Annotated in this window: 22 protein-coding genes; 14 read left to right on the top strand and 8 right to left on the bottom strand. The window is 35.1% G+C overall.

The window, feature by feature from the left end:
* Positions 1–131: 131 nt before the first annotated feature.
* Both aspS and LY01_RS01160 read left to right on the top strand, forming a co-directional pair.
* Entirely contained in the window at positions 132–1,880 is a 1,749-nt protein-coding gene (gene aspS / locus LY01_RS01165; RefSeq protein ID WP_104513983.1) for an aspartate--tRNA ligase, read from the top strand.
* Positions 1,881–1,939: 59 nt separating this feature from the next.
* Entirely contained in the window at positions 1,940–2,203 is a 264-nt protein-coding gene (locus LY01_RS01160; RefSeq protein ID WP_104513982.1) for a hypothetical protein, read from the top strand.
* On the opposite strand, the gene LY01_RS01155 is transcribed toward LY01_RS01160, so the two are convergent.
* Positions 2,200–2,919 carry a hypothetical protein gene (locus tag LY01_RS01155; protein WP_104513981.1) on the bottom strand — a complete coding sequence of 240 codons (720 nt, stop codon included), beginning with the start codon at positions 2,917–2,919 and terminating at the stop codon, positions 2,200–2,202. The two genes, LY01_RS01160 and LY01_RS01155, sit on opposite strands and share 4 nt — an antisense overlap.
* Positions 2,920–3,031: 112 nt before the next feature.
* Here LY01_RS01155 and hemH point away from each other — a divergent pair, with 112 nt between their 5' ends.
* The 4 genes from hemH (at position 3,032) to LY01_RS01135 (ending at position 6,974) form a co-directional block, all read left to right on the top strand.
* Complete coding sequence (hemH, locus tag LY01_RS01150; RefSeq protein ID WP_104513980.1) at positions 3,032–4,063, top strand: ferrochelatase; 1,032 nt, start codon at positions 3,032–3,034, stop codon at positions 4,061–4,063.
* A gap of 102 nt (positions 4,064–4,165) precedes the next feature.
* Positions 4,166–5,527, top strand: a complete 1,362-nt coding sequence (locus LY01_RS01145; RefSeq protein WP_104513979.1) for an MATE family efflux transporter — start codon at positions 4,166–4,168, stop codon at positions 5,525–5,527.
* Between the two features lie 103 nt (positions 5,528–5,630).
* Positions 5,631–6,116 (top strand): acyl-CoA thioesterase, encoded by a 486-nt coding sequence (locus LY01_RS01140; RefSeq protein WP_104513978.1) that lies wholly within the window; start codon positions 5,631–5,633, stop codon positions 6,114–6,116.
* 399 nt (positions 6,117–6,515) lie between these two features.
* Complete coding sequence (locus LY01_RS01135; RefSeq protein ID WP_104513977.1) at positions 6,516–6,974, top strand: hypothetical protein; 459 nt, start codon at positions 6,516–6,518, stop codon at positions 6,972–6,974.
* Positions 6,975–6,984: 10 nt separating this feature from the next.
* Here LY01_RS01135 and LY01_RS01130 read toward each other — a convergent pair whose 3' ends face one another.
* Both LY01_RS01130 and LY01_RS01125 read right to left on the bottom strand, forming a co-directional pair.
* Complete coding sequence (locus LY01_RS01130; RefSeq protein WP_104513976.1) at positions 6,985–7,878, bottom strand: DMT family transporter; 894 nt, start codon at positions 7,876–7,878, stop codon at positions 6,985–6,987.
* Positions 7,879–8,232, bottom strand: a complete 354-nt coding sequence (locus tag LY01_RS01125; RefSeq protein WP_104513975.1) for an arsenate reductase family protein — start codon at positions 8,230–8,232, stop codon at positions 7,879–7,881.
* Positions 8,233–8,353: 121 nt separating this feature from the next.
* On the opposite strand from LY01_RS01125, the gene LY01_RS01120 reads away from it, so the two are divergent.
* Both LY01_RS01120 and LY01_RS01115 read left to right on the top strand, forming a co-directional pair.
* Positions 8,354–8,818, top strand: coding sequence for a DinB family protein (locus tag LY01_RS01120; protein WP_104513974.1), 465 nt, complete (start codon positions 8,354–8,356; stop codon positions 8,816–8,818).
* A 66-nt stretch (positions 8,819–8,884) separates the two neighbouring features.
* Positions 8,885–10,030, top strand: a complete 1,146-nt coding sequence (locus tag LY01_RS01115; protein WP_104513973.1) for a trans-sulfuration enzyme family protein — start codon at positions 8,885–8,887, stop codon at positions 10,028–10,030.
* On the opposite strand, the gene LY01_RS14980 is transcribed toward LY01_RS01115, so the two are convergent.
* Complete coding sequence (locus LY01_RS14980) at positions 10,008–10,193, bottom strand: hypothetical protein (protein WP_146080354.1); 186 nt, start codon at positions 10,191–10,193, stop codon at positions 10,008–10,010. The two genes, LY01_RS01115 and LY01_RS14980, sit on opposite strands and share 23 nt — an antisense overlap.
* A gap of 26 nt (positions 10,194–10,219) precedes the next feature.
* Here LY01_RS14980 and LY01_RS01110 point away from each other — a divergent pair, with 26 nt between their 5' ends.
* The 6 genes from LY01_RS01110 to LY01_RS01085 all read left to right on the top strand — a co-directional run bounded on the left by LY01_RS01110 (position 10,220) and on the right by LY01_RS01085 (position 14,679).
* A complete protein-coding gene (locus LY01_RS01110; protein ID WP_104513972.1) occupies positions 10,220–10,657 on the top strand; it encodes an ATP-dependent zinc protease family protein in 438 nt (145 codons plus the stop codon).
* Positions 10,647–11,525, top strand: a complete 879-nt coding sequence (gene rimK / locus LY01_RS01105; RefSeq protein WP_104513971.1) for a 30S ribosomal protein S6--L-glutamate ligase — start codon at positions 10,647–10,649, stop codon at positions 11,523–11,525. The genes LY01_RS01110 and rimK overlap by 11 nt, the downstream gene beginning before the upstream one ends.
* Entirely contained in the window at positions 11,518–12,477 is a 960-nt protein-coding gene (locus LY01_RS01100; RefSeq protein ID WP_170034459.1) for a succinylglutamate desuccinylase/aspartoacylase family protein, read from the top strand. The genes rimK and LY01_RS01100 overlap by 8 nt, the downstream gene beginning before the upstream one ends.
* Complete coding sequence (locus LY01_RS01095; RefSeq protein WP_104513970.1) at positions 12,467–13,051, top strand: 5-formyltetrahydrofolate cyclo-ligase; 585 nt, start codon at positions 12,467–12,469, stop codon at positions 13,049–13,051. Before LY01_RS01100 ends, LY01_RS01095 begins: the two co-directional genes overlap by 11 nt.
* A gap of 119 nt (positions 13,052–13,170) precedes the next feature.
* Positions 13,171–14,271, top strand: a complete 1,101-nt coding sequence (locus LY01_RS01090; RefSeq protein ID WP_104513969.1) for a sensor histidine kinase — start codon at positions 13,171–13,173, stop codon at positions 14,269–14,271.
* Between the two features lie 12 nt (positions 14,272–14,283).
* The gene (locus tag LY01_RS01085) at positions 14,284–14,679 is read left to right on the top strand and encodes a response regulator (RefSeq protein WP_262497500.1); all 396 of its coding nucleotides are present in this window, start codon (positions 14,284–14,286) and stop codon (positions 14,677–14,679) included.
* Here the strand turns inward: LY01_RS01085 and LY01_RS01080 are convergent, their stop codons facing one another.
* The 4 genes from LY01_RS01080 to ileS are packed head-to-tail and all read right to left on the bottom strand — an operon-like array spanning position 14,680 to position 19,862.
* The gene (locus tag LY01_RS01080; protein WP_104513968.1) at positions 14,680–15,312 is read right to left on the bottom strand and encodes a lipoprotein signal peptidase; all 633 of its coding nucleotides are present in this window, start codon (positions 15,310–15,312) and stop codon (positions 14,680–14,682) included.
* A gap of 27 nt (positions 15,313–15,339) precedes the next feature.
* The gene (locus LY01_RS01075; protein WP_146080353.1) at positions 15,340–16,017 is read right to left on the bottom strand and encodes a hypothetical protein; all 678 of its coding nucleotides are present in this window, start codon (positions 16,015–16,017) and stop codon (positions 15,340–15,342) included.
* Positions 16,018–16,064: 47 nt separating this feature from the next.
* Positions 16,065–16,451, bottom strand: coding sequence for a TraR/DksA family transcriptional regulator (locus LY01_RS01070; protein WP_104513966.1), 387 nt, complete (start codon positions 16,449–16,451; stop codon positions 16,065–16,067).
* Between the two features lie 3 nt (positions 16,452–16,454).
* Positions 16,455–19,862 carry an isoleucine--tRNA ligase gene (gene ileS / locus LY01_RS01065; protein ID WP_104513965.1) on the bottom strand — a complete coding sequence of 1,136 codons (3,408 nt, stop codon included), beginning with the start codon at positions 19,860–19,862 and terminating at the stop codon, positions 16,455–16,457.
* Between the last annotated feature and the right edge of the window lie 67 nt (positions 19,863–19,929).

The raw sequence follows: 19,929 nt of genomic DNA, 5'->3' as shown, positions 1-19,929 counted from the left end.
GTTAATTAGTTTAATTTTAAAATGGTATTTATGGATGTTAATCTTCTACTTTTAATCAAATCTTTACCTTATGGTTATGTATTTATGTGTGAAATCGGTTTATTTTTGCATGCTTATTAGAAGTTTTAAATATGTATAGATCACACGATTGTGGTAGCCTGCGTGCTAGCGATATAAATAAAGAAGTAACACTTGCCGGTTGGGTTCAAAAAAGCCGTGACAAAGGTTTTATGGTTTGGGTAGATTTGAGAGACCGTTATGGTATTACTCAACTTATCTTTGATGAAGAGCGTACAGAAAAAGCTCTTATTGAAAAAGCTCAAAAACTAGGACGCGAGTTTGTAATCCAAGTTAAAGGAACTGTAATTGAGCGTGAGTCTAAAAACAAAAATATACCTACAGGAGAAATTGAGATCCTAGTAAAAGAACTAGAAATTTTAAGTGCTTCTAAGACACCTCCTTTTACCATAGAAGATAAAACTGATGGTGGAGAAGAGTTGCGTATGAAATATCGTTACCTAGATATACGTCGTAATCCAGTACGTGAGAACTTGATTTTCCGTTCTAAGGTCGCGATGGAAGTGCGTAATTTCTTAGCAAACAAAGAATTTATCGAGGTTGAGACGCCTGTACTTATTAAATCTACACCAGAAGGTGCGCGTGACTTTGTTGTGCCATCGCGCATGAATGAAGGGCAGTTCTATGCATTGCCACAATCGCCACAAACTTTTAAGCAATTGCTTATGGTAGGTGGTATGGATAAATATTTCCAGATTGTAAAATGTTTCCGTGATGAGGACTTGCGTGCAGACCGCCAGCCAGAGTTTACACAAATAGACTGCGAGATGTCATTTGTAGAGCAAGAAGATGTGTTGAATATCTTTGAAGAGATGACACGTCACTTATTAAAGAAAGTGAAAAACGTAGACGTTGCTGAGTTTCCTAGAATGACTTACAACGAGGCAATGGAGAAATATGGTAACGATAAACCAGACATTCGCTTTGGGATGGAGTTTGCTGATTTGAACGCTTTCGCGAAAGCGGGAGAATTTAAAATCTTTAACGAGGCAGAGCTAGTAGTAGGAATAGCAGTGCCAGGTGGAGAGAGCATGACACGTAAAGAGATCGATAAATTAATCGATTGGGTACGACGTCCACAAGTAGGAGCCACTGGAATGGTGTATGCAAAATGCAATCTAGATGGGACTTATAAGTCTAGTGTAGATAAATTTTACTCTCAAGAAGATCTTGCAAACTGGGCAAAAGCAACTGGTGCAGAGCCAGGTGATTTAATCTGTGTGATGTCAGGACCTGCAAATAAAACTCGTGCACAATTAAGTGCTTTGAGAATGGAAATGGCAGAGCGTCTAGGATTGCGTGATCCAAATAATTTTGCTCCTCTATGGGTAATAGATTTTCCACTTCTTGAATGGGATGAAGATACAGAGCGTTACCACGCAATGCACCACCCATTTACTTCTCCTAAACCAGAGGATATAGAGAAATTAAAAACAGATCCAGGTAATGTGCGTGCAAATGCTTATGACCTTGTTATGAATGGAAATGAAATAGGTGGTGGATCTGTAAGAATATTTGATAAAGAATTACAGGCTCTTATGTTCGACCATTTAGGGTTTACTCCAGAAGAAGCTCGTGCACAATTCGGTTTCTTAATGGACGCTTTTGAATATGGAGCGCCACCACATGCAGGACTTGCTTTTGGTTTTGATAGATTAGTTTCTATTTTAGGTGGTCAGGAAACTATACGTGACTTTATCGCGTTCCCTAAAAACAACAGTGGTCGCGATGTGATGATAGACGCGCCAAGTGCCATTGATAATGAACAACTGGCAGAATTGAATCTGACGGTAACCGTTTAACCTGGAGTATAAATAAAATGTCAGTCTGAGCCTGTCGAAGACGATGTTATATATAAAATATGAATTTTTTAAAATTTCTTGGAATCCTACTACTATGTGCTTTACTAGCCATAGGAGTAGGGTTTTATTTTTTAGACCATGATCAGGTAGCTCTAGGGCATAAAGTGATAGGTCTATCTACCTTATTTATATTCTTTATTGTGATGCCTCTATTTATATGGACGCGTTATAAAAATAAAGATTTGAGTAAATTCAACTTTAATCAGGATAAAAATGATGAAGATGAAGACTGGGATATAGAAGATAAAAGTAGATTGAATTAAGGCATTATAATAGGTCCTAGAAAACGCAACCATAAAATAAAACCGATAAAACTACCTACTATACCTGATATTATAAAGGTAAACCGGTGTTCAATAGGTATTTTATTGAAAGTTGTATAAGTCAAAACTAGAATACCTAACAGGCCAAAAATAGCAGCAGGTAATAACAATGGTATTTTTAAATAATAAGCAATGACGACTTCATCTGATTGTAAAGGGATTTGTCCAGTTAATAGACGTGTTATTACTAAGGATAAAAAAATAAATACTTCTCTAGACCAAAAATATGCTAGATAGACTGCGATCCAGTTTTTAAATTTGAATTTATCGCTATTATTAAAATAAAGTAATAGAAAACCTATGGTTCCAAATAACATGGTTTGTGAAGGTCCTGCTAGCGTGGAATATAGTCCATGTCTTTGAGCTTTCTTTCTGTAAATTTCTAAAGTTTGTATATCCTCTTCATAAACTTGACCATCACTATCGCTATGTTGTGAGTACCATTTATTCATTTCTGGTTGTTGTTTCCATTCTCCATAATTCACATAACCATAATGTAAGGTCGGTTTTTTGAAATATCGTTGAGCAACAAGATAATGTCCAGCTTCATGAGATACAGTGCCTAGTGGTGTGAAAAGTACAAATGCCAGTAAAAAATAGATACTACTTTTCCAGTTAAAATTTATAGTAATATAATTTTGTATTTTGAAAGACATGCAGTGAATTTAACAATTATAAAGAACATCAATCTTGGTATCAAATCTTTTAAATAAGATTCTAGTAATTAATTAACCATATTGCCGACTTTTGTGTCAGTATAAGATAACTATGAAAAAAGGCGTATTAATGGTGAATCTGGGATCTCCAGATAGTCCAACACCCAAAGATGTAAAGAAATATCTAGATGAGTTTTTAATGGATGAGCGAGTGATAGACTTGCCTTACATTTTAAGAGCTATTCTGGTTAAAGGAATTATTTTAAATACCAGGCCTAAAAAAAGTGCCGAAGCTTATGGCAAAATATGGTGGGAAGAGGGAAGTCCGTTAATAGTTCTTTCAGAGAGGTTACAAGACAAGATAGATTCTTTTACTAGTGTGCCTATTGCTCTAGCGATGCGTTATGGAGCTATGACCATAGAAGACGGTCTTAAGGAATTAAATGATCAAGGTGTAGATGAGGTTTTGTTACTTCCATTATATCCTCAGTTTGCTATGGCAACGACAGAGACTATTCAGGTTCTTGCCGAAGAATTGCGTCAGGAGAAGTTTCCACACATGTCATTTACTCAAATGCCTCCTTTTTATAACCACCCTGATTATATACGTGTCCTTTCAGAGTCTATTAAAGAGTCGTTAGAAGGTAAAGATTATGAGCATTTATTGTTCTCCTATCATGGTGTACCTAAAAGACATATTAGAAAAAGTGATATTACTAAATCACATTGTAGAATGGATGGTAAATGTTGTTCTACACCATCACCTGCTCATGAATTTTGTTATAGCCATCAATGTAAAGAGGTGACTAGATTAGTAGGTGAGTATTTAGGTATGGAAGACGGTACGTTTTCTACTAGCTTTCAGTCACGTCTAGGTTTTGATCCATGGTTAACACCGTATACAGATCGTACCATTGAAAAAATGGGATTAGGTGGTACTAAAAAAATGGCTATTGCTACACCAGCATTTGTTAGTGACTGTCTAGAGACTCTAGAAGAAATAGCGATGGAAGGAGAAGAAATTTTTCACGAAGTAGGTGGTAAAGAATTTCATGTAATACCATGTCTTAACGATCGTGAAGATTGGGTAAAAGTGTTATCCCGCTGGATAGATGAATGGGCGATGAGCGATGTCACTGCTTAACCATGTCTGTAAATAGAATTATAAAAAGGCTTTTCATTAATTTGAAAAGCCTTTTTATCGTTAAATAGGTAAAATAGTTAGAGTAGAGTACTTTTACATCTTATGTCTACAAAGCCAGCCAGTAAATCTCAACTTTTAGGAACAGAGACCATAACCAGTCTGTTAATTAAGCAAGCAGTTCCTGCATCGATAGGTATTCTAGTAATGTCTCTTAATATACTGGTAGATAGTATTTTTGTCGGTAACTGGATAAACTCTGATGCTCTCGCAGCAATAGGTGTTGTATTACCTATCTCTTTTTTTGTAGCAGCATTAGGGATGGCTATAGGTATAGGTGGATCTAGTATCATATCTAGAGCTCTAGGTGCAGACCGTATGGATAAAGCACGACGCACCTTTGGAAATATGTTATCGCTTACTGTGGTCATTACTTTGTTAATGACCGTTTTCGGATTGCTATTTGTAGATTCTTTAGTGCCAGCATTCGGTGGTAGAGGTGCTCTTTTTGAACCAGCTAAAGTCTATTACCAAATTGTTTTTTATGGAATTCCCATTCTTGCATTGTGCATGATGGGTAATAATGTGATTCGTGCCGAAGGTGCTCCTAAGCATGCCATGATAGCAATGCTTATACCTTCTGTAGGTAATTTGATACTGGATTATATTTTCATCAATAGATTAAATATGGGAATGGCTGGTGCTGCTTGGGCGACTACCGTTAGCTACTTTCTTTGTTTTGCTTATGTATTACAGTTTTTTGTATCAGGAAAAAGTGAGTTGATTTGCACTTTTAAAGATTTACTTCCAGATTGGATAATTCTCAAAGAAGTGGGGAGTTTAGGGTTTGTAACACTTGCTAGGCAAGCAACCTCTAGCTTTATCTTCCTAATTATGAATAATATTTTATTTGAATTAAGTGGTGCAGACGGTGTCGCGGTATTCCGTATTATAGGTAGTATGATGGTGTTTGCTTTATTCCCAGTTATGGGTGTTACACAAGGGTTTTTACCTATTGCAGGATATAATTATGGTGCAAAATTGTGGGATAGAGTGCGTGAGGTTACCTATACTTCTATTAAAATATCTTGTGGATTAGGTGTTCTTATATTTTTAGGGCTCTTCTTTTTTACATATCAAATTGCCGATGTTTTTACAGATAATCCTAAAGTGATAGAACAAGCATCTTTTGCTATGAAACTGGTATTTCTATCGGTTCCTATTATTTCTATTCAATTAATAGGTTCTGCATATTATCAGGCTATCGGTAAAGCGATTCCTGCTTTATTATTAACACTTTTAAGAATGGCTATTATTCTTATTCCATTGCTATTAATTCTCCCTAATTTATATGGTGAATTTGGAGTATGGATTAGTTTCCCTATAGCAGATTTCCTTTCTACTATAATCACAGCTTGGTATTTGTGGAAAGCGATGAAGAAGTTGAAGCTAGAAATAACAGTATAGTTGATTTTCTTTCCGCTTTCGTGAAAGCGAAATAATTAAATTTTCTCTAAACCTTTTCTTTACTATGCACGCATATAATATCTTTACTTAAAAATAAGATTTTATGTATACCAAAGAATTTGATGTAAGATGGAGTGACCTAGATGCAAATAGACACATGGCAAACAGTGCCTATCAAAATTTTATGAGTCATACACGTATGGCATTTTTAATCGAGAACGACTTTGGTCATAGAGAAATGGCTCAATATGAAACTGGACCGGTCATTTTTAATGAAAACATATTCTATTTTAAAGAAATACATCAAGGTAAACCTATTACAGTAAGTTGTGAAGTGACCGGTATGAGTGAAGACGGTAGCCTATTCAGTTTTGTACATAATTTTTATGACTATAAAGGTCGCAATGTTGCACGAGGTTTAATGACTGGTGCATGGATGAATTTACGAGAACGTAAAATCACTGCTTTACATCCAGAATTACACGATAAAATTAAAAACTTTCCTAGATCTGCAGATTTTAAAATATTACAAAAATCAGATACTAGATCGCATGGACAGTTTGCTAAAGATCTTGATATAACTAAATAATTTATTGATGTGTTGTGAGTTTAACAAGTATAAACTTAGACTGAAATCTTATAAGATTGTATCATAAATCGAACTTGGACCTAAAACTTAAAGTTAGTATCCTTATCTGTACCTATTTACTTTCAATTTTTTAACGATGTTTTTGATCCAATTCTAAGTGTTACGATATTAAATATCCTAGAATAAAAGAAGTCATATAGAATATTGCGTTAGTGTTTTCTTTCTACTGTAAATGATCAAAGTTGCTTTACTATAGCAATTTGTAATTTGTTTACTATTTTAATTTCCTTATAAGGTATTTGTGCTTTTAAGTAGATAAATCTCCATTTAATCGAAAAAATAAAAAGGATATAATATCATTTTTATTTTTTTTGATAAAGTCATCTATTTTTATGGCCTATGCAATCGATTAAAGATTCTGTTTTCTATGGGGAAGTCTTAAAAGAATTGAACTATTCTTTTGGGGACTTCTATCTTTTTGATGGTTTTTTTGTATCAGAAATTAAAAGCGGTACTGACTTTTCTTGGGAAAATGCAAAAGTAGCTATCGAAGATATCACTCCTTTTTATCAATCGGATGGTAGTGATGTCGTATATATTTCTAATCGTATTAATGACTATAATGTAAAACCAGTTGATTGGTTTAAGTTTACTATGTATGCTTTTAAATTACATGGTTATGGAATTGTGGTAAAAAACAAGCTAGCACGTAAAAATGCTAATTTTGAATCTATTTTTATACCAGTGAAATTTAAAACCTTTAATGATGTTTTTGAAGCCATACAGTGGGTAGCAATCATTAATGATAAAAAAAAGGAAAAAAGAAAGAGAAAAAAGAAAGAAAGAAAGGGAGAATAGTAAAGTAATACTATTGGGACTTTCCCCTCAGTCCTGTTAAAAATACACCAGAAAATATCAATAACCCAGCAACAAGTTTTTGCCAGGTAATCACATCTTTATCCAGTCCTACTGCTATAATTGTTGCTAGTAAAGGTTGTAAATAAATAAACACAGCAACTACGCTGGGCTTTAATGTTCTTATAGCTATAATATTGAGCATATAGGTCCCAAATGTAGCAAAAATCACCACATAACCTATATTCAGTAAAGTCTCCGTGCTAGCGGTTGTGATTTCAAATTCTAATCCCTGAGAGATGCCAAAAGGTGTGATAATTAATACACCAAAAAAATACAACCACTTCATAAGCATGAATACATCATACTTTGCAGTTAACCTTTTAGCCAGTAAAATATAGATTCCATAAGAAATAGCGTTCACTAGAACCAGTATATTACCTAAAAATGGGTCTTTTGCCTCTGCACCTTCTCCAGTAGAAAGTAAAGTTAATAGAGCTGCACCAGAAAATCCAATTAGAATACCTACTATACGTAAAGAATGCAGTCGTTCTTTTAAAAAAAGAGCGCTCAATACCAGTACAATTATAGGTGTGCTCACCATTAAAACAGATGCGCTTATGGGAGACGTTAATGACAGGCCCCACATAAAGGTAACCATATTAAAACCTACACCACAAAAAGCTGCTAGAGCAATAAGTGGTAATTCTTGATAAGGTATTTTTTCTTTGGACTTAGTAAATAGGGAAATACCCCAGAATATTACACAAGTAGCTACAACTCTATACCATGCCAGACCGAAAGGTCCTACATGCTCTGGAGTGACTTCCTTTGCAGCTGTAAAGTTATAAGCATAAAATAATGCTACTAAAAAGCCACAAATAATAGCAACCGTTCTTTTACTCATTTAAGATAGAGCCTCTTGCGCAGCAGCAACTACTTTCTTAGAGTTACCTATATAAGCTTGGTTATTATATATAAGAATCGGTCTTTTTATGAACGTATAATGATCCAATAAAAGGTTTTTATAATCCTCTTCTGTCAGGTCTTTTTCATGAAGACCGCGACCTCTGTATAATTGCGCTCTTCTATTAAAAAGTGCCTCATAAGAGCCAGCTTGTTCTTTTAAAAATTCAACCTGATCCATAGTTACAGGTTCTTCTTTAGTATTTTGTAAAGCGATGTCATCAGTAAGTTCTAACTCAACTTTAATGCGATGACAAGTATTACAGCTATCTAGATAAATGAATAGATTTTTCATATAGCAAAATTACGATAGCTTTTTTGATAAGGAATATCTTTAGCCTTAATATTAATTAATATGCTGGTTTCGCTTTCGCTAAAGCGGAATAAAATCAATCATAAATTAAATACAACGTTACATGAATCACTTATTTGAACATAATCTAACCACTAGAAAAATATTTTTAAGCCTTATAGACCAGCTTACCGTGGATGAATTAAATCTGATTCCAGAAGGTTTTAGAAACAATATCATTTGGAATATTGTGCACAGTATCACAGCACAACAAGGTCTGGTTTATGGGCTTTCAGGTCTAGAAAAATCTGTAACCAAAGAATTAGCAGATAAATATGGTAACGGTACCATGCCAGATGGTGAGGTAAGCAAAGAACAGATAGAAGAGTATAAAGTCATGCTATTAGATCTTATAGAAAAAACTAAAACAGACTATGAAAGTGGAGTTTTTAAAGAATTTAAGGAGTACACCACTAGTACTGGTTATAAAATGCGCAATGTAGAAGAGGCGCTAAGTATGAATAATATTCATGAAGGTATACACCTAGGTTATGCTCTTGCTATTAGGAAGGCGATTAAGAACAATTAAATAAATTTTAAAAAGCAAGCCGGTTTTAAAACTAGCTTTTACTTTTATACCTAAGAAAAGAAGGATATGAAATTTAATACCAAAACCATTCACGGCGGTCAGGAGAATATAGATCCAGCCTATAATTCTGTAATGCCACCCATTTATCAAACCACTACTTTTAAACAAAGTACACCACATGGACATAAAGGTTTTGAATACTCACGTAGTGGTAATCCTACTCGTAATGCGTTAGAAAAATCTATGGCTAGTCTAGAGAATGGCGCTTATGGAATTGCTTTCGGTTCTGGTCTTGCCGCTATTGATGCGGTGCTTAAATTATTAAAATCTGGTGATGAGGTAATTTCTACTAGCGATTTATATGGTGGTTCTTACCGATTATTCACACAGATTTTTCAAAATTTCGGTATCAAGTTTCATTTTGTAGGAATGGAGAACGCTGCTGACATTGAGAAGCACATCAATGGTAACACAAAACTTATTTGGGTAGAAACGCCTACTAACCCTATGATGAATATTATAGACATAGAAGCCGTTTCAAGAATATCTAAAAAGCACCAATTACTTCTAGCAGTAGATAACACATTTGCAACACCATATTTACAACAGCCCTTAGATTTAGGTGCAGATATTATTATGCACAGCGCTACTAAATATTTAGGTGGTCATAGCGATGTTGTAATGGGTTCTCTAGTCGTAAATGATGAAGCGCTGGCTAAGAGATTGTACTTTATACAAAATGCAAGTGGTGCTGTTCCTGGTCCACAAGACTGCTTTTTAGTATTGCGAGGTATAAAAACACTTCATGTAAGAATGCAACGTCATTGTGAAAATGGTAAAGATGTTGCTCATGCATTAAAATCAAATCCTAATGTAGATAAAGTGTACTGGCCAGGTTTTGAAGATCATCCTAATCATGAAATTGCTAAAAAGCAAATGAAGGATTACGGCGGTATGGTTTCTTTTAGTACAAAAGCTGGTACATTAGAAAGTGCAGTTAAGGTTGTGGAGAATTTAAAGGTGTTTACTTTAGGAGAATCATTAGGTGGTGTAGAGTCTCTCGCTGGGCATCCTGCGAGCATGACTCATGCTAGTATACCTAAAGAAGATCGCGAGAAAACAGGTATCGTAGATTCATTGATACGACTAAGCGTGGGAATAGAAGATGTAGATGATTTATTAGAAGATCTTAATCAGGCACTGACTTCATAAAGAATATGTGCTGTGTTAATGGCGCTGTTTTTAGTTGTAATGTATTTGCTTTTTTAATAAATGAAGTTTGATGTTTTCTCGCTTTCGCGAAAGCGGAACATCTCTCACAAGGTTTCTTATAATTTATGATATGCACGTATTGTATCGTGCAATAATAATGCATCTTTGTTTTAATAATTAAACGCAAAATTGACAACAAAAAAAATAATCATAGGTCGCACAGATCGAGCAGATTTCCCTAGATTACAGATAGAAGGGATTGACATTAAAATTGATACCGGCGCATATACCAGTAGTATTCACTGCAAAGATATAGAAGAGATAGATGGTGTTTTACACGCCACACTTCTAGATGTGGAGCATGAACAGTATCATGGTAAGCGATTAAGTTTTGAAGTATATAAAATTACTAGTGTGCGCAGTAGTAATGGTAGTGTAGACTTGCGATATGAAGTTCAAGGAAATATCAGACTTTTTAAGAAACTCTATAAAATTTCTTTAACTTTAAGCAATCGTGAAGAAATGAGATATCCAGTTTTAATAGGCCGTAAATTTCTTTCCCCTAGATTTATAGTAGATCCTGAGTTACAGGACGTTTCATATTTACAATCACAGCATGAAGATTAATATCTTATCTCGTAGTACAAGTCTCTACAGTACCAAAAGACTCATAGAAGAAGCTAGAAAAGCTGGGCATATCGCAAAAGCAATTAATGTGCTCCATTGTGATATAAAACTTGAAAAGCAAAAACCTACGGTTTATTATCATGGAGAACGTCTCGTTACACCAGATGCTATCATACCTCGTGTAGGTGCTAGTATTACCTTTTATGGTACTGCAATCGTAAGACAGTTTGAAATGATGGGCTGTTTTACAACTGTTAGTTCTATGGCACTGGTAAGAAGTAGGGATAAATTGCAAAGCCTGCAATTGCTTTCTAGAAGTGGTGTGGACATGCCTAAGACGGTATTTACCAACTTTGGCGAGCATACTGATGATATTTGTAAACGTGTAGACGGACCGCCTGTAGTTATTAAGGTTCTTGAGGGAACACAAGGTGTAGGAGTTAATCTAGCAGAAACAATTGAGGCGGCAGATGCTATTATTGATGCTAATAATGAATTGAAAACTCGTGTTATTATACAGGAGTTTATTAAAGAGGCTGGTGGTGCAGATTTGCGCGCCTTTGTAGTTGGAGACAAGGTAGTAGGTGCGATGAAAAGACAGGCGCAAGAAGGTGAGTTTAGGTCTAACCTACATAGAGGTGGTACCGCAAAGAGTATCACGTTATCTAAGCAAGAAGAAGAGACTGCTATAAATGCAGCAAAATCCTTAGGTCTCGGTGTGTGTGGTGTTGATTTATTACAGAGTAGTCGTGGGCCATTAGTACTAGAAGTGAATAGTTCTCCTGGGCTAGAAGGGATAGAAGCAGCTACAAATAAGAATATAGCAGGTGAGATTATTAAATATATTGAAAAAGGTGTAAATGCTTAAAGAAATTAAGATTTTTGATACGGTTATTGAGCCAGGCAAAAGTTATAAGCTCAATTTTAATATGGCAAAACTTTATACGTCTACTAGTATAGAAGTGCCTGTTATTATTAATCGTAGTAAGAAAGCAGGTCCTGTGGTACTAATTACTGGTGGTATTCACGGTGACGAAATTAACGGTATCGAGACGGTACGCCAGATTATTTCTAAGAATTTAAATAAGCCAGCAATAGGTACTATAATCGCCATACCGGTTTTAAATGTTTTTGGCTTTCTAAATGGTCAGAGAGAATTTCCTGACGGTAGAGATTTAAATAGAGTTTTTCCAGGAACTAAATCAGGTGCGCTAGCCAGTAGGTTTGCCTATCAAATTACTAAAGAGATTTTACCCCTTGTGGATTTAGTAATGGATTTTCACACTGGTGGTGCACAACGTTTTAATGCGCCTCATTTACGAGTGTCCCAGCTAGAAGTGCAGTCATGGGATCTAGCCAAAGTGTTTAATGCGCCGTTTTTGATGCATGGTAGCAATATTAAAAAGACATTTAGAGCGACGTGCTCTGGTCTGGATAAGAAATACCTGCTTTTTGAAGGAGGAATGTCTAGTCATAGTGATAAAAAAGTGGTTTCTACAGCAGTAAATGGCGCAATACGAGTGTTGGATCATTTAAAAATGTTAGACCCAAGTGTTGAAGTTCCAGTGGCAGAAAAGGAGTCTGTAATTATTACTAACTCAAAATGGATAAGAGCAAGATATTCTGGTCTATTGCACCCAAAGGTAGATTGTGGTAAAAGAGTAGAAAAGGATGAGTTTATTGCTGTTATAACAGATCCTTATGGAGAATTAAGATACAAGGTAAAAGCACCTCATGCTGGTTATGTAATTAATGTGAATTATAGTCCGCTAGTATACCAGGGAGATGCGATATTTCATATATCCAAAGATGGAGAGTAAAAAAGAACTTAGAAAGAAGTACGCTCAACTCAGGAAAACACTTACTTCAGATCAAGTAGAAGAGTACAGTTTACAAATAGCAAATCAAGCATTGAAACTTGATATTTGGGAGTATTCTAATTATCATATTTTTCTCCCTATAAAACGTCATAAAGAGGTAAATACAGAGTATTTATTACACATACTCCAGGGAAAGGATAAAAACATCGTTATTTCTAAATCAAATTTTGATGATTTTTCAATGTCTCATTACTTATTAACAGATCAGACCAAGATTATAAATAATGAATATGGTATTCCAGAACCAGATGAAAATGGGATACCTATAAATGAGCAACAACTAGATGTTGTATTCGTCCCATTGCTAGCAGTAGACAAATTTGGTAATAGAGTAGGTTACGGAAAAGGGTTTTATGACAGGTTTTTAAGGAAATGTAAGCCAGGTATTTTAAAAATAGGCTTATCTTTCTTTAAACCTTTGGATAATAAAATAGATGTGAATGAAGACGATATTAAGCTGGATTACATTTTAACAGGTCAAAATGCGTTTAAAACAGTTGAAAGTCATATTTAATTGATTAAAGTCAAATAAATTAAATACAAAATGTTAACATTTATTTATTATTTTCACAAATGTTACCATTTTAGTCTTTTACTAATTGGTGATTTTATGATAACGTTTCCCCTTAAACGATGAAAATCACTCCCGAAAAAAACTTGCAACAAAAACTGCAAGACAAAGATTACTTTTTAAAAGAAGCAGCTCTTCTTACTGCAACTGGTTCTTATAGTGCAAACCTAGAAACAGGTTGTTGTTTTATAGACGATATGGGTAAAAGAGTGTTGAGTTTACCTAATGATTATAGAGTAGATTTTGAAACTGGTTTAAATTTATTTGTCGATTTTAAATCCATATGGATACATTTTCAAAACTGTGTTAAAGGACGTGAATTTGTAGAAGATCTAGAAATGATCGATCACAATGATCAAAAGATATGGATGCGTGCCACTGGTAAGCCATTATATGATGACGTTTCTGGTAAGGTAGTCGGTATAAGAGGTGTTTTTACTAGTATAGATCGATATGTAAGGCAAGGTAAAGAGCTAGAGGAAACGGCAAAAATAATAGAGGTTCAAAACGAGAGATTAGTCCATTTTGCTCATATAGTTTCTCATAATTTAAGAGTACATTCTAGCAATCTTGAACTGACTTTAGAGACTTTTAACTCTCCACTGGTAGGTACGGATGAAAAGGTTTTTAAAAGCTACCTCTCAGATATATCTAACAACTTAAGTGAGACACTAGAGCATTTAAATGAAGTTGTAACTATTAATACTCATGAGAAGAGTAAAGAGCCTGTGGATATAGAAAGTGTTTTTAAAAGTGTTTTAGAAGATCATAGGTCATTATTAGAAGAGATTGATGTATCTTTAAAATATGATTTTTCAAATCTTAGTCATATTGATTATGTTCCAACATTTTTGAGCAGTATTTTTTCTAACTTATTATCTAACGCTATTAAGTATCGAGATAGTTCTAAGACATTGAAAATTAATGTAAAGACTAAAGCCAAAAGAAATAATAAATTGCTTACGTTTCAAGATAATGGTATCGGTATCGATCTAGATAGAAATGGAACTAAGATTTTTAATATGTATAAAACGTTCCACGATAATGAAGATGCTCGTGGAATAGGCTTATTTTTAACAAAGAATCAAGTAGAATCGCTGGGTGGTAATATCTCAGTGGTAAGTGAAGTAGGGAAAGGCAGTTTGTTTACTGTAAAATTTTAAGATAGAATAGAATTGGTAAAGAAAGCTTGTATAATAGACGATGATAAACTGTATGTCAGTTTGATCAAAATGCTCATCAAAAAAAATAAACTCGCACAAGAGTTAGTTATTTTTGAGAACGGTAAACTGGCTCTTAAATTTTTTGAAGAACAGTTAGGTAAACAAGATCCAGAGCTGCCAGAAGTAGTCTTGCTAGATCTTAATATGCCTGTTATGGACGGTTGGGAGTTTCTAGATGAGATGGAAACTTATGCAGGTAAATTAAAAGAAGAAGGTTTGAAAATAAATGTAGTTAGTTCTACTATTAACCCTGTAGAAGTAGCTAAGGCAAATAGTCACGATATCGTGAATAGCTTCATTACAAAGCCTATCAACAAGCAGGCTATGATAGAAGCGTTTTCTGTTTAATTAGGCTACACTTTTCTTATCGGTATCGGGAAATGCTTTCTTACTGAAAATTACTAATAAAATCACTCCTACAGTAATGGCGCTATCGGCAACGTTGAAAATCGCGTTAAAGAATTTGAAGTGCTCTCCTCCTACAAATGGCATCCATTGTGGCCAGTCTCCTTCAAATAATGGGAAATATAACATATCTACTACGTGACCATATCCTAGACCTGCATAACCACCAGCTTCTGGAAATGCTGTAGCTATTGCGCCGTGATAACTACCAGAGAAGATAACACCGTAAAAAACAGAGTCTATAATGTTACCAAATGCACCTGCAAAAATTAACGAAATACATAAGATTAAGATCTTGTGTCCGTGCTTTTTAATACTGCTCACTAACCAATAACCTATCCCAAAAACCGCAAAAATTCTAAAAATAACTAAGATTAACTTACCATAATCACCAGGTATCTCCATTCCCCAAGCTGCACCTGCGTTTTCATAAAAAAGAAGTTTAAATTTACCCCAATCTACTATGGCTGGACTCGTACTATCCGTTAACGTGTAATTTAATTTTATATAAATTTTACTAGCTTGATCAATTATAATGATCAATAGTATAATGAGTATAGCTTTTGTTAATTTCATTTAATCTTTTTCAGAAGTGCTAAAATACTAATTAAAACGCTTGTTTAACGTGCTTATATTGCCAGATACCGTTTCTAGCCTAGCAAAATACTTGATTTGTACAGGTTTTTTAAATTCATGTACTTTTCCCGATCGTGATGCACTAGTTACATCATAGTTTTTCAGGTTAGCATATATACTGGCATAAACAGATATAAAATGTAAATCACCCTTCAGTTGATCTATTTTACAACTGCCAGATAGTTGATTTATGTATACGCTGTCGTAATTTCCACTTATTTTTAAGTCGGCACTTTGTACGTTAATGACTAGTTTCTTATTCTCAGGTAGTACAATAGTCGCCTTACTGTCTATTACTTTATGCGCACTTAGTTTGTCTCCAGGAAAAGAGAACGTAGGATGAATGGGGTCTGTAATTATTAAAGAGTCATTCCTTATAATACTAGATAGAATTACTGCGTTTTTATATTCTCCATTTACAGATGTAATTAATTTTACATCCTGTGAATTGCTGGTTTTTATCTCCAACTGTATGTGTTGTTGTAAATGTATATCTATAGTCTTAAAAGTAGCTAGACTATGGCTGGTCTCATTTCTATTAGAAGAAGTTGTTTGAGCATCCGCTTTCGCGAAAGCGAGAAAAACAACAAGACTCATAAAACATAAAAACCTTTGTAAACTAGAACAAGTATAACTGTGATCCATATTTACAAAGATTTAAATAAATGCTCGTAATGAGCTGAATAATGTAATTATTGCATGTTTTTTGCCTCGATACTTAATGTAGCATGTGGTACTAATTCAAGACGCTTCTTGTTGATTAGTTTTCCAGTTACTCTACAAACACCATAAGATTTATTCTCGATGCGTATCAATCCGTTTTTAAGATCGCGTATAAATTTTTCTTGACGTATCGCTAGTTGAGAGCTGGTTTCTTTGCTCATTACAGCGCTACCTTCGTCAAATGCTTTAAACTGTGGCGCAGTGTCATCAGTTCCATTATTAGCATCATTCATATATGCACTCTTGATAAGCTCATACTGTTCCTGTGCTTCTTTAATTTTTGCATTAAGCAAGTCTTTAAAGTAAGCTAGGTCAGCATCGTTGTATCTTAATTTTTCATCTGCACTTGTTCCCATATCCTATAATTTTATAACCTGTATTGAGGTCACAATGTCGTCAAATTCAACAATCGTACCATTATCTACAGTTTGTATTAATGTTAAATCATCTGCAAGGGTTTCATCTTTAATATACTGTTCGTTAGACGCAACCGCTTCATCAATTTCACTATGTGATTGAATAGCTATGTTAATACGATCTGTTACCTCTAGTCCGGAGTCTTTTCTTATGTTTTGAATACGATTCACCAGTTCACGTGAAATCCCTTCCTTTTTAAGCTCGGGCGATATTGTTACATCTAGTGCAACGGTAATTCCAGATTGATTTGCTACTAGCCATCCTTCTATATCTGAAGATGTGATTTCCACATCTTCAAGGGTCAATATAACATCAGAATCATTAACATTTATGTTAATAGATCCGTTTTTTTCTAACAAAGTGATGTCTTCTTGTTGAAAACTTTTGATTTTCCCAGCTATTTGTCCCATGGCTTTACCAAAACGTGGGCCTAAGGCTTTGAAGTTAGGCTTGATTTCTTTTACTAATATTCCACTAGCATCGTCTATTAATTCTATCTCTTTTACATTTACTTCACTCTTTACAAGATCTGCAATTGCTTCTATTTGTGCTTTATCATTTGCATCTAGAACAGGTATCATAATACGCTGTAGTGGTTGACGTACTTTGATGCTTTCCTTCTTACGTAATGATAAAGTAAGGCTAGAAATCACTTGAGCCTTGTGCATTTTTTCTTCTAGCGCTGCGTCTATAAGAGATTCATCTGCTTTAGGGAATAATGCAAGGTGTACACTTTCACTTGCGTCACTTTCACAAACACTAGTTAAATCGCGGTATAGTTGATCCATAAAGAATGGAGCAATAGGTGCGCCTAATTGTGCAACCGTTTTAAGACAAGTATAAAGCGTCTGGTAGGCAGCAATTTTATCTTGCTCATAAGTTCCTTTCCAGAAACGTCTTCTACATAAACGTACGTACCAGTTACTTAAGTTCTCAGTCACAAAAGTGGTGATAGCTCTAGCAGCCTTTGTAGGTTCATAATCTTCATAGAATGCTGTGGTATCTTTTATCAAGGTATTTAACTCAGATAAAACCCAACGGTCTATTTCTGGACGTTCCTCTAATGGGATATTAGCTTCACTATAAGTAAACCCATCTACGTTTGCATACAGACTGAAGAAAGAATACGTGTTATAAAGTGTACCGAAAAACTTACGTTGCACTTCTGTGATACCGTCTAAGTCAAATTTGAGGTTGTCCCATGGGTTTGCATTACTCACCATGTACCAGCGAGTAGCATCTGCTCCATATTTACCTAAAGTCTCAAATGGATCTGCTGCGTTACCTAGACGTTTAGACATTTTCTGTCCATTTTTATCTAGTACGAGTCCGTTAGAAACTACATTTTTATAAGCCACGTCATCACTTATCATGGTAGCGATAGCGTGTAGTGTGTAGAACCATCCACGAGTTTGATCCACACCTTCGGCAATGAAATCTGCTTTTCTAAGTTGGTTTTCTACTTCTTCTTTATTTTCAAAAGGATAGTGCCATTGAGAATATGGCATAGAACCAGAATCGAACCATACATCAATAAGGTCTGATTCACGTGTTAGTTTCTCTCCATTTTTACCTACTAGATAAATGTCGTCTACCACGTTTTTATGAAGATCTACAAGATTGTAATTCTCTTCACTCATATCGCCAGTTTTAAAACCAGCAAAAGGATTAGAAGTCATAAATCCAGCTGCGATAGATTTCTCTATCTCTGCTGTAAGTTCTTCTATAGAACCTATGATTACTTCTTCAGTTCCAGTCTCATTTCTCCATATAGGTAATGGGATTCCCCAGAAACGAGAACGAGATAAATTCCAGTCATTTGCATTTGCTAGCCAGTTACCAAATCTTCCTTCTCCGGTAGATTTAGGTTTCCAGTTGATAGACTTATTTAATTCATGCATGCGGTCTTTAAATTCCGTCACTTTTATGAACCAACTGTCTAGTGGATAGTATAAAACAGGCTTGTCAGTTCTCCAGCAATGTGGATAACTGTGGACATATTTTTCTACTTTAAAAGCACGATTCTGTTCTTTTAAAGCAATCGCGATATCTACATCTACAGAGCGTTCTGGTGCTTCTCCATCTGCAAAATATTCGTTCTTTACATATTTACCACCTACCTCTGGCAGTTCATCTCTAAATTTTCCTTGAAGCGTTACTAGCGGTACTGGATTCTGATTTTCATCTAGAACCAACATCGGTGGAATAGGCGGATTTGCTTGTTTAGAAACCAGCGCATCGTCTGCACCAAATGTAGGTGCTGTGTGCACGATTCCTGTACCATCCTCAGTAGTTACAAAGTCTCCTGCAATTACTCTGTAAGCATCTTGTGCATTTTCATACGGTTGTGCATATGGCAACAACTGCTCGTATCTTAAATTTACCAGATCAGTTCCTTTACAAGAACCTAATAACTGATAAGGGATTTTTTTATCTCCCAATTTGTATTCTAGTTTCGCTTTCGCGAAAGCGTCACCTTCTAAAAGCTCATACTTCTTACCAAACTGGTAGCTCACTAATTTCTCAGCAAGAATCACCTGCATAGATTCTCCAGTATATTGGTTAAAAGTCTCAGCTAGTACATAATCGATTTTAGGACCAACGGTAAGCGCAGTGTTAGATGGCAGTGTCCATGGAGTAGTAGTCCAAGCAAGGAAAAATACATTTCCATTGTTTTCAAATGGTAATTTTGATGGATCCTCAACTTTAAACTGTGCTGTAACTGTCGTGTCTGTAACATCTTGATAAGTTCCAGGCTGGTTCAACTCGTGCGAGCTCAGTCCAGTTCCTGCAGCCGGAGAATAGGGTTGTATTGTGTATCCTTTATAAAGTAAATCTTTAGAATAGATTTCTTTTAATAACCACCATACAGACTCCATGTATTTAGATTTATAAGTAATATATGGATCTTCCATATCTACCCAATAACCCATGTCATCAGTAAGCTTGCTCCAGATGTCTGTATATTTTAATACCGCATCTTTACAGGCTTGATTATATTCTTCTACAGATATTTTTTTACCTATGTCTTCCTTAGTAATACCTAGTGCTTTTTCTACACCCAGTTCTACAGGTAAACCATGAGTGTCCCATCCAGCTTTACGGTTAACTTGATAACCTTGTTGGGTCTTAAAACGACAGAATAAATCCTTGATCGTACGTCCCATAACGTGGTGAATACCAGGTAAACCATTTGCAGATGGTGGTCCTTCAAAGAAAATAAAAGGTTCATTTCCTTCACGAGTCGTCATGGACTTGTTAAAAATGTCGTTTTCCTTCCAGAAGTTTTTGATGCGTTCATCTACTTCAGGTAGGTTCAATCCTTTGTATTCGTTGAATTTCTTACTCATTACACTGGTGTTTTAAAGCTGGCAAAAGTACGGAATTTTGCGCATTATTTTTTTGGCTTTTAGAAGC

The organism is Nonlabens xylanidelens (assembly GCF_002934445.1).
GTDB classification, from domain to species: domain Bacteria; phylum Bacteroidota; class Bacteroidia; order Flavobacteriales; family Flavobacteriaceae; genus Nonlabens; species Nonlabens xylanidelens.
Note: the sequence above shows the minus strand (reverse complement) of the source record. Positions and strands in the feature narration are given on the sequence as shown.

Excerpts from the sequence above, each read along its gene's own strand:
- LY01_RS01145 (WP_104513979.1), top strand. The coding sequence starts at position 4,166 with ATGTCTACAAAGCCAGCCAGTAAATCTCAACTTTTAGGAACAGAGACC.
- LY01_RS01115 (WP_104513973.1), top strand. The coding sequence starts at position 8,885 with ATGAAATTTAATACCAAAACCATTCACGGCGGTCAGGAGAATATAGAT.
- LY01_RS01140 (WP_104513978.1), top strand. The coding sequence starts at position 5,631 with ATGTATACCAAAGAATTTGATGTAAGATGGAGTGACCTAGATGCAAAT.
- LY01_RS01125 (WP_104513975.1), bottom strand. The coding sequence starts at position 8,232 with ATGAAAAATCTATTCATTTATCTAGATAGCTGTAATACTTGTCATCGC.
- ileS (WP_104513965.1), bottom strand. The coding sequence starts at position 19,862 with ATGAGTAAGAAATTCAACGAATACAAAGGATTGAACCTACCTGAAGTA.
- rimK (WP_104513971.1), top strand. The coding sequence starts at position 10,647 with ATGAAGATTAATATCTTATCTCGTAGTACAAGTCTCTACAGTACCAAA.
- LY01_RS01090 (WP_104513969.1), top strand. The coding sequence starts at position 13,171 with ATGAAAATCACTCCCGAAAAAAACTTGCAACAAAAACTGCAAGACAAA.
- LY01_RS01120 (WP_104513974.1), top strand. The coding sequence starts at position 8,354 with ATGAATCACTTATTTGAACATAATCTAACCACTAGAAAAATATTTTTA.
- LY01_RS01100 (WP_170034459.1), top strand. The coding sequence starts at position 11,518 with ATGCTTAAAGAAATTAAGATTTTTGATACGGTTATTGAGCCAGGCAAA.
- LY01_RS01075 (WP_146080353.1), bottom strand. The coding sequence starts at position 16,017 with ATGGATCACAGTTATACTTGTTCTAGTTTACAAAGGTTTTTATGTTTT.
- LY01_RS14980 (WP_146080354.1), bottom strand. The coding sequence starts at position 10,193 with ATGCATTATTATTGCACGATACAATACGTGCATATCATAAATTATAAG.
- aspS (WP_104513983.1), top strand. The coding sequence starts at position 132 with ATGTATAGATCACACGATTGTGGTAGCCTGCGTGCTAGCGATATAAAT.
- LY01_RS01135 (WP_104513977.1), top strand. The coding sequence starts at position 6,516 with ATGCAATCGATTAAAGATTCTGTTTTCTATGGGGAAGTCTTAAAAGAA.
- LY01_RS01095 (WP_104513970.1), top strand. The coding sequence starts at position 12,467 with ATGGAGAGTAAAAAAGAACTTAGAAAGAAGTACGCTCAACTCAGGAAA.
- LY01_RS01080 (WP_104513968.1), bottom strand. The coding sequence starts at position 15,312 with ATGAAATTAACAAAAGCTATACTCATTATACTATTGATCATTATAATT.
- hemH (WP_104513980.1), top strand. The coding sequence starts at position 3,032 with ATGAAAAAAGGCGTATTAATGGTGAATCTGGGATCTCCAGATAGTCCA.
- LY01_RS01070 (WP_104513966.1), bottom strand. The coding sequence starts at position 16,451 with ATGGGAACAAGTGCAGATGAAAAATTAAGATACAACGATGCTGACCTA.
- LY01_RS01160 (WP_104513982.1), top strand. The coding sequence starts at position 1,940 with ATGAATTTTTTAAAATTTCTTGGAATCCTACTACTATGTGCTTTACTA.
- LY01_RS01130 (WP_104513976.1), bottom strand. The coding sequence starts at position 7,878 with ATGAGTAAAAGAACGGTTGCTATTATTTGTGGCTTTTTAGTAGCATTA.
- LY01_RS01155 (WP_104513981.1), bottom strand. The coding sequence starts at position 2,919 with ATGTCTTTCAAAATACAAAATTATATTACTATAAATTTTAACTGGAAA.